The following is a 12,935-nucleotide window of genomic DNA, read 5'->3' on the forward strand; positions in this document are numbered from 1 at the left end:
CTCGATGCTGTCAGCGGCGATAGTAATCGTTACACGGCGCCCAAGGCCCTGAGTGGTTTCAACTGAAACTTGCATCTTGTTACCTCAAAAAAATCACAGTGCTCGGTCAACTCTGGAAGCGCGTGTACGTTGCTTCGCAGAACCGGGATGCCCTCTTCAATCAGAAACACATTCCCTGTCGCCAGAATCATCCCGAAGACATTCATATAAGACGCGGCATTATAGCGGCATCACTTTTGTGAGTCGAGAACGGTTGTCGCCCACTGCTGCGGCATTTTTCACATTTCCCGCGCAAATTTGCCTTCAAAAGTACCCACTGCGCACATTTTCAGACAAAACAAAACGGCCCGCAGGCCGTTTTTTGATAAATCTTCACGCAACATACTGGAAAAGTTCCCGCGGTTGCAAATACGATTTCTAGGCGATACTTCCCGCGCCGCGACAAGGAGGAGACGCGAAGACCGTGTCCTGAAGTCCTTCCCACTCTTTAATCGTATAGGTATGCAGCGCCAGCGCATGCACAGTGTTCGACAGCTCCTCAGTCAGCGTACCGTAGATCATCCGGTGACGGTTCAGAAAACGCTCACCGGTGAAACGATCGCTCACCAACACCACTTTAAAATGACTTTCAGAGCCAGCCGGGACATTGTGGCGATAACTTTCATCCACGACTTCGAGATACACGGGGTCGAACGCTGCCCTAAGTTTTGCTTCGATCTGTTCACGTATCATCATGAATTCTCTCCTCCGACAACGCTGAGATGCCGCCATTCCTTTTAAATGTTAGCCGCTTTTACCGTTTCCATTAGGGGAAAACAACAAAAAATTAGCATTCCTGTGATATTTTCATTCAAAAGTATCAAGTTTACTCACACTCTCCCCCACAACACCCGCCAGAATCGCGATAAAAATGGGGGGCGGCGATAAAATGAACAACGCGATGAATTTACATGCGTAGCTACTTCCCCTCGCCGTTGGCGATGTTATGATGGCGGTAATTCCCTCAATGACCCCAAATAAATTTGAGCGACGGAAAGGCTACAAACGGGAAAGTCCTCAGGTGCTTGCTGAAGTGAGTGATGAGGGCGAACAAGAGCCGCTAACGCAACTGTTGCTTGAAGTATGACGGGTATAACAACACCATGCGCTGAGACCCTGAACATGTTTAAGAAAATTCTTTTTCCGCTGGTCGCGATGTTTATGCTGGCAGGATGCGCGACGCCTCCGACCACCATTGATGTATCGCCGAAAATGAGCCTGCCACAGCAGGACCCAAGCCTGATGGGCGTCACCGTCAGTATTAACGGTGCGGATCAGCGTCCGGATCAGGCGCTGGCGAAGGTCACCCGCGATAACCAGCAGGTCACGCTGACCGCTTCCCGCGATCTGCGCTTCCTGCTGCAGGAAGTGCTGGAAAAACAAATGACCGCCCGCGGTTATATGATTGGGCCGAACGGCGCGGTCGATTTGCAGATCATCGTGAATAAACTGTATGCCGACGTTTCACAGGGCAACGTGCGATACAACATCGCGACGAAGGCAGATATCGCGATTATCGCCACCGCCGCTAACGGCACCAAAATGACCAAAAACTATCGCGCAAGCTACTCTGTTGAAGGCGCCTTCCAGGCCTCCAACCAGAATATCGCCAATGCGGTGAACAGCGTCCTGACCGATACCATCGCCGATATGGCGCAGGACACCAGCATTCATGATTTCATCAAGCAAAACGCGCGTTGATCGTTAAGCAAACCCGGCCTGAGGCCGGGTTTGCGCCATAAGCCATGTCTAACCACTACTTACGCATTTTCCAGCAGCCTAAATCAGCTATTTTGCTGATCCTTGGGTTTGCTTCCGGTTTACCTCTCGCGCTGACCTCCGGCACGCTTCAGGCGTGGATGACCGTTGAAAATATCGATCTGAAAACGATCGGCTTCTTCTCGCTGGTTGGTCAGGCCTACGTCTTTAAATTTCTCTGGTCGCCGTTAATGGACCGCTACACGCCGCCGTTTCTTGGCCGGCGCCGCGGCTGGCTGCTGACCACACAGTTTCTGCTGCTTATCGCCATTGCCGCCATGGGGTTCCTTGAGCCCGCAACCCAGCTCCGCTGGATGGCAGCATTAGCCGTCGTTATCGCCTTCTGCTCCGCATCGCAGGATATCGTTTTCGACGCATGGAAAACCGATGTGCTGCCAGCCGAGGAGCGTGGCGCAGGTGCGGCCATCAGCGTGCTGGGCTATCGCCTGGGGATGCTGGTATCCGGCGGTCTGGCGCTATGGCTGGCGGACCGCTGGCTCGGCTGGCAGGGAATGTACTGGCTGATGGCCGTGCTGCTGATCCCCTGTATTATCGCCACCTTGATGGCGCCAGAACCGAGTGATGTCATTCCGGTACCGAAAAGCCTCGAGCAGGCGGTCGCCGAACCGCTGCGCGATTTCTTCGGACGCAACAACGCCTGGTTGATCCTGCTGTTAATCGTCCTTTATAAGCTCGGCGATGCCTTTGCGATGAGTCTGACCACCACGTTTTTGATTCGCGGGGTTGGTTTTGATGCTGGTGAGGTCGGAATGGTCAATAAAACGCTGGGACTTTTCGCGACGATTGTTGGCGCACTCTACGGCGGCATATTAATGCAGCGCCTCACCCTGTTTCGCGCCCTGTTGATTTTCGGCGTGCTGCAGGGCGTATCCAATGCCGGGTACTGGCTGCTGTCGATTACCGATAAACATCTTTACTCCATGGCGACGGCGGTCTTTTTCGAAAACCTGTGTGGCGGTATGGGCACGGCGGCATTTGTCGCCCTGCTAATGACGCTGTGTAATAAATCATTTTCCGCCACCCAGTTTGCTTTACTGTCCGCGCTATCGGCTGTTGGTCGCGTGTACGTCGGGCCGATTGCCGGCTGGTTCGTCGAAGCTCACGGTTGGCCAACGTTTTATCTGTTCTCTGTCTTTGCCGCCGTCCCGGGAATTCTGCTCCTGCTGCTTTGCCGACAAACTCTGGAGTACACGCAACGCACCGGCAGCTTTATCCCGCGCACGACCTATCCGCAGACTTATGCGCTGGCGCTGCTGATTCTGGCTGCGGGCTCGCTGATGCTGGGCGTATGGCTGTTGTTGCTGATACTCAATGCCCTCGACTTCACCTCTTTTTCCTTCCTGCCCACGTTGCTGGAAATTGCGGCCGTCACGGCCATCTCCGGCGTTGTGCTCGGAAGTCTGCTTGATTATCTGGCGTTACGGAAGAGAGCGCTGATTTAACGTGCAATTCCAGTGTTATTAGCCGTTGTAATCACTGATCGTAATTATAACGGCTTATTAACGATTTTATATTGTTCATTTTTCATTTGTTGTTTTGTGCGCTTTACATTTTTGGAAGTTATTGACAACTTTTATTCAAAACATTAAATAATTTAACCGATTCAGCAAAACCGATTTAATATCGCCACTTCGCAATGTCTTTTATTTGATAATTAATTGTTAATTAGTTGTGTTGTTTTTCGAGTGTTTATACTCATTCTTCTATAAGCCAATACATTCTTATCTCTTTCGTTATAGATCCTACATATAGCGGGCTTTGCAAGCCCCAACGTCACACTCGGTTACATATGTGACAAAGCGAGCAGAACCCACTAACACAGAACTGACACAGCCCCAATCATGTTTACAGTAATGCAACCTTCCCGTAAAATGCCCGTACACTTTAAGCGCCACCAAATTCCGTGGAATTGAGGTCGTTCAATGAGACTTAGGAAATACAATAAAAGTTTGGGATGGATGTCATTAATCGCAGGTACTGTATTACTCAGTGGTTGTGATTCTGCGCTCCTAGACCCAAAAGGACAGATTGGACTGGAGCAACGTTCTCTGATACTGACGGCCTTTGGCCTGATGATGATTGTCGTTATTCCCGCCATCTTGATGGCAGTAGGATTTGCCTGGAAGTATCGTGCGAGCAATAAAGATGCGAAGTATAGCCCGAACTGGTCACACTCCAACAAAGTTGAAGCGGTGGTCTGGACGGTTCCTATTCTGATCATCCTGTTCCTGGCCGTTCTGACCTGGAAAACAACTCACGCATTAGAGCCGAGCAAACCACTTGCTCACGATGAAAACCCCATCACTATCGAAGTTGTTTCGATGGACTGGAAATGGTTCTTCATCTATCCGGAACAAGGTATTGCTACCGTCAACGAAATCGCTTTCCCGGCGAACGTACCGGTACACTTCAAAGTGACCTCCAATTCCGTGATGAACTCGTTCTTTATCCCACGTTTAGGTAGCCAGATTTACGCAATGGCCGGTATGCAGACTCAACTGCACCTCATCGCGAACGAACCTGGTACTTATGACGGTATCTCCGCCAGCTATAGCGGCCCGGGCTTCTCAGGAATGAAGTTCAAAGCTATCGCCACGCCGGATCGTGCAACCTTCGATCAGTGGGTAGCGAAAGCCAAACAGTCTGCGAACGCCATGGACTCCATGGAAACGTTCGACAAACTGGCTGCGCCTAGCGAATACAACAAAGTGGAATACTTCTCTGACGTGAAACCAGATTTGTTTAAAGATGTTGTGAACAAATTTATGTCTCATGGCAAGAGCATGGATATGTCCCAACCTGAAGGCGAGCACGCAGCGCACGAAGGGATGGAAGGCATGGACATGAGCCACGCGGAAACCGCTCACTAAGGGGCCGAGGAAGAAAACGATGTTCGGAAAACTTACACTGGATGCAGTGCCCTACCACGAACCCATTATTGTGGTTACGGTGGCTGCGATTATCATCGGGGGACTGGCGCTTCTGGCGGCAATCACTTACTTCGGTAAGTGGTCCTACCTTTGGAATGAGTGGCTGACTTCGGTTGACCACAAAAGACTCGGTATCATGTATGTCATCGTAGCAATCGTGATGTTGCTGCGTGGCTTTGCTGACGCCGTTATGATGCGTAGCCAGCAGGTGCTGGCCTCGGCCGGGGAAGCAGGGTTCCTGCCACCTCACCACTACGATCAGATCTTTACCGCCCACGGCGTTATCATGATCTTCTTCGTAGCGATGCCGTTTGTTATCGGTCTGATGAACCTCGTGGTTCCGCTGCAGATCGGTGCGCGTGACGTTGCCTTCCCGTTCCTCAACAACCTGAGCTTCTGGTTCACCGTTGTGGGCGTGATTCTGGTTAACTTGTCTCTGGGCGTTGGTGAATTCGCACAGACCGGTTGGCTGGCCTATCCGCCGCTGTCGGGAATCGAGTACAGTCCGGGCGTTGGGGTCGATTACTGGATCTGGGCTCTCCAGCTATCCGGTATCGGTACGACGTTAACCGGTATTAACTTCTTTGTAACGATTATCAAGATGCGTGCCCCTGGCATGACAATGTTCAAGATGCCGGTATTTAGCTGGGCATCCCTGTGCGCCAACATCCTGATTATCGCCTCCTTCCCAATCCTGACCGTCACCGTCGCGCTGCTGACCCTGGACCGCTACCTGGGCACCCATTTCTTTACCAACGATATGGGTGGCAACATGATGATGTACATCAACCTGATTTGGGCCTGGGGCCACCCGGAAGTGTACATCCTGGTTCTGCCGGTCTTCGGGGTCTTCTCCGAAATCGCCGCAACCTTCTCGCGTAAGCGTCTGTTTGGCTATACCTCGCTGGTATGGGCAACAGTGTGTATTACTGTTCTGTCGTTCATCGTTTGGCTGCACCACTTCTTCACTATGGGTGCCGGCGCGAACGTCAACGCCTTCTTCGGTATTACCACCATGATTATCGCCATCCCGACCGGGGTGAAGATCTTCAACTGGCTGTTTACCATGTACCAGGGCCGTATCGTCTTCAACTCAGCCATGCTGTGGACTATCGGCTTCATCGTGACCTTCTCTGTTGGTGGTATGACCGGCGTTCTGCTGGCGGTACCGGGCGCGGACTTTGTCCTGCACAACAGTCTGTTCCTGATTGCCCACTTCCATAACGTTATTATCGGCGGTGTGGTATTCGGTTGCTTTGCTGGCCTGACCTACTGGTGGCCGAAAGCCTTCGGCTTCACGCTGAACGAAACCTGGGGCAAACGCGCCTTCTGGTTCTGGATCATCGGCTTCTTCGTGGCATTTATGCCGCTGTACGTGCTGGGCTTCATGGGGATGACCCGTCGCCTGAGCCAGCAGATTGACCCGCAATTCCACCCGATGCTGGTTGTTGCGGCATGCGGTGCGGCGCTGATTGCTTGCGGTATCCTCTGCCAGCTGATTCAGTTCTACGTGTCTATCCGCGATCGCGATCAGAACCGCGACCTGACCGGTGATCCGTGGGGCGGCCGTACTCTGGAGTGGGCAACCTCTTCTCCGCCGCCGTTCTACAACTTTGCTATCGTTCCTGTCGTTCACGAGCGTGACGCGTTCTGGGAAATGAAAGAAAAAGGCGAAGCGTATAAGAAACCGGCCGGCTATGAAGAGATCCATATGCCGAAAAACAGCGGCGCGGGCATCGTTATTGCTGCTTTCGCAACGGTGTTTGGTTTCGCGATGATCTGGCACATCTGGTGGATGGCGATTGCAAGCTTCGTCGGTATCCTGGTGACCTGGATTATTAAGAGCTTTGACGAGGACGTGGATTACTACGTGCCGGTTGCAGTAGTCGAAAAACTGGAAAATCAGCATTTCGATGAGATTAACAAAGCAGGGCTGAAAAATGGCAACTGATACTCTTGCGCATAACGCCCACGCGCACGAACACGGGCACCACGATACAGGGCCGATGAAAGTATTCGGCTTCTGGATCTACCTGATGAGCGACTGCATTATCTTCGCCACGCTGTTTGCTACCTATGCCGTTCTGGTGAACGGCACGGCTGGCGGACCGACCGGTAAAGATATTTTCGAGCTGCCGTTTGTTCTGGTTGAAACCGCGCTGCTGCTGTTCAGCTCCATCACCTACGGCATGGCGGCTATCGCCATGTACAAAAACAACAAAAGCCAGGTCGTTTCCTGGCTGGCGCTGACCTTCCTCTTCGGGGCAGGGTTCATCGCGATGGAACTCTATGAATTCCATCACCTGATTGTTGAAGGTATGGGCCCGGATCGCAGCGGCTTCCTGTCCGCGTTCTTCGCGCTGGTCGGAACTCACGGTCTGCACGTCACCTCTGGTCTGATCTGGATGGCGGTGCTGATGGTCCAGGTTTCGCGTCGCGGCCTGACCCCAACTAACCGCACCCGTATTATGTGCCTGAGCCTGTTCTGGCACTTCCTGGACGTGGTGTGGATCTGTGTGTTCTCGGTTGTTTATCTGATGGGGGCAATGTAATGAGTCATTCTAGCGATCATAACGGCGCTTCTCACGGCAGCGTAAAGAGCTACATGACAGGCTTCGTCCTGTCGATCATTCTGACGGTGATTCCGTTTGCAATGGTTATGAGTGGCTCCGCATCGCATGCGGCTATTCTGGGAACTATCCTGGTCACTGCTGTGGTGCAGATTGTGGTACACCTGGTGTACTTCCTGCACATGAACAGCAAGTCTGACGAAGGTTGGAACCTGACCGCGTTTATCTTCACCGTAATCATCATTGCTATCGTTGTTGTTGGCTCCATCTGGATTATGTGGAACCTGAACTACAACATGATGATGCACTAAGAGCGGCAAGTATGTTTAAGCAATACCTGCAAGTAACGAAACCTGGCATCATTTTTGGCAACCTGATCTCCGTGATCGGCGGTTTCCTGTTGGCCTCCAAGGGTCACATCGACTATCCGCTGTTTGCATGGACGCTCCTTGGGGTGTCCCTGGTGGTCGCCTCGGGTTGTGTATTCAACAACTACATCGACCGTGACATCGATCGTAAGATGGAACGGACGAAAAACCGGGTGCTGGTCAAAGGGTTGATCTCGCCACAAGTTTCGCTGGTATACGCCACCGTGCTGGGTATTGCTGGCTTCATGCTCCTGTGGTTTGGCGCTAATCCCCTGGCCTGCTGGCTGGGGGTGATGGGGTTCGTGGTTTATGTCGGCGTCTACAGCCTGTACATGAAACGCCACTCCGTCTACGGTACGCTGATTGGTTCTCTCTCCGGCGCTGCGCCGCCGGTGATTGGCTACTGCGCGGTAACCGGTAATTTCGATAGTGGCGCGGCAATTCTGCTGGCTATCTTCAGCCTTTGGCAGATGCCTCACTCCTACGCCATCGCGATTTTCCGCTTCAAGGATTATCAGGCGGCGAACATTCCGGTTCTGCCGGTGGTGAAAGGCATTTCCGTGGCCAAAAACCACATTACGCTGTACATCGTGGCTTTTGCTGTCGCCACGCTGATGCTCTCTCTGGGCGGCTACGCCGGGTACAAATACCTGGTCGTTGCGGCCGCGGTGAGCGTCTGGTGGCTGGGGATGGCGCTGCGCGGTTACAAAGTGGCGGATGACAAAGTCTGGGCGCGTAAGCTGTTCGTCTTTTCTATCGTCGCCATTACCGCGCTGTCGGTGATGATGTCCGTCGACTTTATGGTGCCGGATTCACACAATCTGCTGGCCTACGTCAGATAAGATTGTCGCTCTGACCAACCCCGCTCCGGCGGGGTTTTTTATTGCCGCAGAGTTACCCCACCAGCATCGCCTGCGCGCTATAGAGCAGATCCAAATGGTCGCGACACAACGCCTCCAGCGAAGTCCGCGACTGGTGAGAGGTCAGGCTCAACGCCCCCCAGTACACCCCTTCCCTGTCGGATAAGGGCACCGCCAGAACCAGCATGCCAATTTCAAACTCCTGCTCGATAGCGGCAAACCCTTGGCGTCGCACCAGAGCAATTTTCTCCATCAGCAACGCCACGTCCGTCACCGTATACGGCGTGCGTTGCTCACGCTTAATACGCCGCAGAATCGCCTCACACTCGTCTTCCGGCAGCGATGCCAGCCAGAGCCGCCCGCCGGCGGTGCAAAATATCGGCACCCGCTCCCCTAACCTCACCGAGGTCGAGTTAAACGGCGTATGTTTGCTGCGCGCGATATACACCAGTTCATCTTCATCAACCACGCCCACCGACGCATGCTCTTCCGTCCGGCTGGCAATGTACTCAACGATGGGTCGAACCATGCGCGGAAACTGTGCCGAATCGACATACGCCTGACCGAGGCGCAGCGCTTTTGGCGTCAGCCAGTAAGAGCGACCGTCGGTCTGCACATAGCGCTCGTGCAGCAACGTCAGCAGAAAACGTCGCGCCGCACTCTGCGTCAGGCCGCTCATTTTCGCCGCCTGAGGTACGGTCAGCCGGGGAAAATCTTTGGAAAAAAGCTGAATCAAGGCCAGTCCTTTTTGCAGACCGACTATCAAATCGCGCGGATGTATTGTGTTTTGCATATCAGCTCACATTTCTGCAACATTACCATCGATTCACTGCGATTATCGCAGTGGTGGTGCGATTAACAACCAATACGTCCGAATTCTGCGTTGTCGCTCTCAGGTTCCGCTGAAATACTTTCACAACATTCATTTAACAAATGAGGTTTGAAATGGTCAGTGGATTCACGCAGGTCGTTGCCGTTATCGGCCATCCGATTACTCAGGTTAAATCACCGGAGAACTTCAACCGCTACTTCGCCGACCAGCAGATGGACAGCGTCATGATCCCGGTCGATATCGCCCCGGAAGCGGTAGCGGATTATTTGCTGGCGTTACGCGGATGGCAGAACATGAGCGGTGTGCTGGTCACCGTGCCGCACAAACAGCGCGCCGCCGCGCTGGTTGATGAATTAACGCCGCGCGCCCGCCATCTCAACGCGGTGAATGTCATTCGCAAGCTGGCGGATGGCCGTCTGCAGGGCGATATGCTGGATGGCGTCGGCTTCTCTCTGGCCGCGGCGGCCCACGGTTTTCAGGCTGAAGGGAAGACAGCGCTGCTCTCCGGCTGCGGCGGCGTCGGCAGCGCCATCGCCTGGGGGCTGTGTGAAGCCGGTATTCGTCAGCTGGCGCTACACGACCAGAATCCGACCACATTACAGTTGCTACATAACCGTCTCGCGACCCATTTTCCACAGGTTCATCTCACTACGCTGCCCGACACCCTGAGTGGCCTTGATCTGCTGGTAAACGGCTCCCCGGCCGGGATGGCAAACTTCGATCCTCTGCCACTGCCGCAGGCTTTACTGGAGACCCTCAGCCCGACAACCCACGTCGCGGACGTCGTTACCGCGCCGGCGATCACGCCGCTGCTGGCTTTTGCGCAGGCGCGCGACTGCGTGGTACAAACCGGCCCCGAAATGGCGCTGGCGCAGATGAAACTCATGGGGCAGTTCATCGGAGCCATCCCGCAGGAACAAGGGGCTGCGGCATGAAAAGCTGGGATGTGATTGTCATCGGCAGTGGCGCCGGCGGGTTTGCCGCCGCGGTCACCGCCTGCTGCAAAGGGTTGTCGGTGCTGATGCTGGAAAAAGCGCCGCAGTTTGGCGGCACCTCGGCTATTTCCGGCGGCGCGGTATGGATCAACGATACCGATCAGGCACGCGCTGAGGGGAAAAGCGGCGCGACGGAGGCGATCAAAACCTACCTGAAAACGATCATCGGCGAACAGAACTATCGTCCGGACATCGTCGATGCGTTTGTCGCTTCCGGGCGCGAGGCGCTGGCGTTCCTCGAAAAAGAAGGTGCGGTGAAGTACAGTCTGCGCCCCCTCTCACCGGACTATTATCCTGATGAGCCGGGTGCCGTGGATTGCGGGCGCGCGCTGGAGGTTGTCGAGTACGACGGGCGCCAGCTCGGCGATCGCTTTCGCGATCTGCGCTCTCCCCCGCCAGGGATGCTGTTATTTGGTGGCATGATGGTCAACCGCGTGGATATCCAGCATTTTCTGGACATGCGCCGCTCGCTGCGCTCGTTATCGCACTGCGCGAAACTGCTGCTGCGCTACGCGCGCGATCGCATCAGCCACCCGCGTGGCACCCGGCTGGCGATGGGCAACGCCCTGATTGCCCGCATGGCCACCGTGGCGCTACGCAAAGGCATGACGCTCCGGCTCAACGTCAACGTCCTTTCTCTGATTGCGCACGAAGGCGCAGTCACCGGCGTCAATATTGAATGCAACGGACAACAAGAGACCTTACAAGCGCACTGCGGCGTCGTGCTGGCCGCTGGCGGCTTTGCCTCAGGCGAGCTGGCGGCACGCTACCGGCCGCATACCCGCGAGCATTACTCCATGTCGCCGGCCGCCAATGATGGTGCCGCATTCCGTCTCGCCAGCGCACTCAATGCCTGCGAAGGAGCCGACCTGTCGTCCAATTTTTTCTGGGCGCCGGTCTCGGTACTGCGCCACGCCGACGGGCGCGAAGAGCGCTTCCCGCATCTGGTCACCGACCGGGCCAAGCCGGGCGTTATCGCCGTCAACCAAAAGGCAGAGCGTTTCGTCAACGAATCAAACTCTTACCACCACTTCGCCAGCGCCATGCAAAGCCAACCCGAAAACGCCCCCTGCTTTCTGATCTGCGATGCCCTGGCGATGAAACGCTACGGTCTCGGCCTTGCGCGACCCGCGCCGGTGAACAACGATGCGCTGATCAAGGCCGGCTATCTGCTCAAAGCGGACTCCCTCGCCCAGCTTGCCCGGCAGTTGGGGCTTGACGCTCAAGCGCTCGCCGGGACAGTCGCCCGCTACAACCGCGACGCCGCGCAGGGAGAAGATCCGCAATTTGCCAAAGGCGGCAACAGCTATAACCGCGCGATGGGTGATCCGGGCCACCAGCCAAACGCCTGCAATGCCCCGCTGCTCAACGCTCCATTTTATGCCATCACCCTCTATACCGGTGATCTCGGCACGTCGCGCGGACTGGTCACCAGCGAAAATGCCCAGGTCCTTAATCAACAACGTCAGCCGATCAAAGGCCTGTATGCCGTGGGTAATGATATGGACTCGATGATGGCGGGCACCTACCCCGGTCCCGGCATTACACTCGGCCCGGCACTGACCTTCGGCTATCTCTCTGCTCGTCATATGGCACAACAACAGACCCCATAACCAGGAGAAACACCATGATCTATGAAAAACGCACCTACACCCTCAATCCGCTGAAAATGGCCGACTGGCTGGCGCTGTACAAAAGCGATGCTTACGCCGTACAGACCGAGCACCTCGGCAAACTGATAGGCTTTTTCTTCACCGAAATCGGCGTGGTGAATCAGGTGGTGCATATCTGGGCTTACGAGAGCCTCGACGATCGCCTGGTACGCCGGGCGAGTATGGCGCAGGACGAACGCTGGCTAACCTTCTCACGTAAAAACCGCGAACTGGCGGCCGTTGAGCGGCTGGAGTCAGTGCTGCTGCGTCCCGTTGATTTTTCACCACTGCAATAGGGGACCGGAGATGAGCGGGCATAAAAAGGTGGATTTGCTGGTCGTCGGTTCCGGCGCGGCGGGGCTTTCTGCCGCGGTGACCGCCGCCCTCAAGGGCGCCAGCGTCCTGCTGGCCGAAAAAGAGTCGGTCATTGGCGGCACCAGCGCCTGGTCAGGCGGCTGGCTGTGGATACCGCGCAATCCTCTCGCCCGCGAAGAGGGCATCCAGGAGGAAGAGGAAGCGCCGCTAACCTATCTGCAGCACGAAATGGACGGCCAGCCCGCCGATGCCCGCCTGCTCACCTTCCTGCAGCAGGGCCCGGAGATGATCGACTTCTTCCGCCGCCATACGGCGGTACAGTTTCTCTCCGGCAGTAAGATGCCGGATTTTCACATGTCGCCGGGTTACGCCCAGGGAGGGCGTTCGGTGACGGCACAACCGTTTGACGGACGCTTGCTTGGCGACTGGCTGCACCGTCTGCGCCCACCGCTGGAGACCATCAGCCTAGCCGGTATGGGCATCGCTGGCGGTAGCGATATGGCGCACTTTTTTAATGCAACTCGCTCCCCGCACTCAGCGTTGTATGCCGCCCGGCGCCTGCTGCGCCACGGCTGGCAACGACTGCGCGCTGGCC

General features: G+C 55.3%; 14 protein-coding genes. 11 read left to right on the forward strand and 3 right to left on the reverse strand.

Annotated elements, in window-relative coordinates:
- Together ACZAHD_RS17880 and bolA are read right to left on the reverse strand one after the other, a co-directional pair.
- Positions 1–75, reverse strand: a 75-nt coding sequence (locus tag ACZAHD_RS17880; RefSeq protein WP_462457981.1) for a hypothetical protein, incomplete at its 3' end; no start/stop codon positions are given.
- 342 nt (positions 76–417) lie between these two features.
- Complete coding sequence (gene bolA, locus ACZAHD_RS17885; RefSeq protein ID WP_462457971.1) at positions 418–735, reverse strand: transcriptional regulator BolA; 318 nt, start codon at positions 733–735, stop codon at positions 418–420.
- A 426-nt stretch (positions 736–1,161) separates the two neighbouring features.
- On the opposite strand from bolA, the gene ACZAHD_RS17890 reads away from it, so the two are divergent.
- From ACZAHD_RS17890 to cyoE, 7 genes are all read left to right on the forward strand, one after another.
- The gene (locus ACZAHD_RS17890; RefSeq protein ID WP_004858708.1) at positions 1,162–1,740 is read left to right on the forward strand and encodes a lipoprotein; all 579 of its coding nucleotides are present in this window, start codon (positions 1,162–1,164) and stop codon (positions 1,738–1,740) included.
- Between the two features lie 44 nt (positions 1,741–1,784).
- The gene (ampG, locus tag ACZAHD_RS17895) at positions 1,785–3,260 is read left to right on the forward strand and encodes a muropeptide MFS transporter AmpG (RefSeq protein WP_462457972.1); all 1,476 of its coding nucleotides are present in this window, start codon (positions 1,785–1,787) and stop codon (positions 3,258–3,260) included.
- Positions 3,261–3,740: 480 nt separating this feature from the next.
- Positions 3,741–4,688: a cytochrome o ubiquinol oxidase subunit II gene (gene cyoA / locus ACZAHD_RS17900; protein ID WP_462457973.1), complete on the forward strand. Its 948-nt coding sequence runs from the start codon at positions 3,741–3,743 to the stop codon at positions 4,686–4,688.
- A 19-nt stretch (positions 4,689–4,707) separates the two neighbouring features.
- Positions 4,708–6,699, forward strand: a complete 1,992-nt coding sequence (cyoB, locus tag ACZAHD_RS17905) for a cytochrome o ubiquinol oxidase subunit I (RefSeq protein ID WP_462457974.1) — start codon at positions 4,708–4,710, stop codon at positions 6,697–6,699.
- Complete coding sequence (locus ACZAHD_RS17910) at positions 6,689–7,300, forward strand: cytochrome o ubiquinol oxidase subunit III (protein WP_434647245.1); 612 nt, start codon at positions 6,689–6,691, stop codon at positions 7,298–7,300. The genes cyoB and ACZAHD_RS17910 overlap by 11 nt, the downstream gene beginning before the upstream one ends.
- Positions 7,300–7,629 carry a cytochrome o ubiquinol oxidase subunit IV gene (locus ACZAHD_RS17915; RefSeq protein WP_132728431.1) on the forward strand — a complete coding sequence of 110 codons (330 nt, stop codon included), beginning with the start codon at positions 7,300–7,302 and terminating at the stop codon, positions 7,627–7,629. The genes ACZAHD_RS17910 and ACZAHD_RS17915 overlap by 1 nt, the downstream gene beginning before the upstream one ends.
- A gap of 11 nt (positions 7,630–7,640) precedes the next feature.
- Positions 7,641–8,528: a heme o synthase gene (gene cyoE / locus ACZAHD_RS17920; RefSeq protein WP_462457975.1), complete on the forward strand. Its 888-nt coding sequence runs from the start codon at positions 7,641–7,643 to the stop codon at positions 8,526–8,528.
- Positions 8,529–8,580: 52 nt separating this feature from the next.
- Here cyoE and ACZAHD_RS17925 read toward each other — a convergent pair whose 3' ends face one another.
- A complete protein-coding gene (locus ACZAHD_RS17925) occupies positions 8,581–9,339 on the reverse strand; it encodes an IclR family transcriptional regulator domain-containing protein (protein WP_462457976.1) in 759 nt (252 codons plus the stop codon).
- A 152-nt stretch (positions 9,340–9,491) separates the two neighbouring features.
- Between ACZAHD_RS17925 and ACZAHD_RS17930 the strand changes: the two genes are divergently transcribed.
- The 4 genes from ACZAHD_RS17930 to ACZAHD_RS17945 form a co-directional block, all read left to right on the forward strand.
- Positions 9,492–10,313 carry a shikimate dehydrogenase family protein gene (locus ACZAHD_RS17930; protein WP_462457977.1) on the forward strand — a complete coding sequence of 274 codons (822 nt, stop codon included), beginning with the start codon at positions 9,492–9,494 and terminating at the stop codon, positions 10,311–10,313.
- Positions 10,310–11,986: an FAD-dependent oxidoreductase gene (locus ACZAHD_RS17935; RefSeq protein ID WP_462457978.1), complete on the forward strand. Its 1,677-nt coding sequence runs from the start codon at positions 10,310–10,312 to the stop codon at positions 11,984–11,986. Before ACZAHD_RS17930 ends, ACZAHD_RS17935 begins: the two co-directional genes overlap by 4 nt.
- A 14-nt stretch (positions 11,987–12,000) precedes the next feature.
- Complete coding sequence (locus ACZAHD_RS17940) at positions 12,001–12,321, forward strand: NIPSNAP family protein (RefSeq protein ID WP_462457979.1); 321 nt, start codon at positions 12,001–12,003, stop codon at positions 12,319–12,321.
- A 10-nt stretch (positions 12,322–12,331) separates the two neighbouring features.
- Positions 12,332–12,935: FAD-dependent oxidoreductase (locus ACZAHD_RS17945; RefSeq protein ID WP_462457980.1), on the forward strand; the 604-nt coding region annotated here is incomplete at its 3' end.

The sequence above is a fragment of the Raoultella sp. genome, from assembly GCF_039594335.1.
Lineage (GTDB): Bacteria > Pseudomonadota > Gammaproteobacteria > Enterobacterales > Enterobacteriaceae > Klebsiella.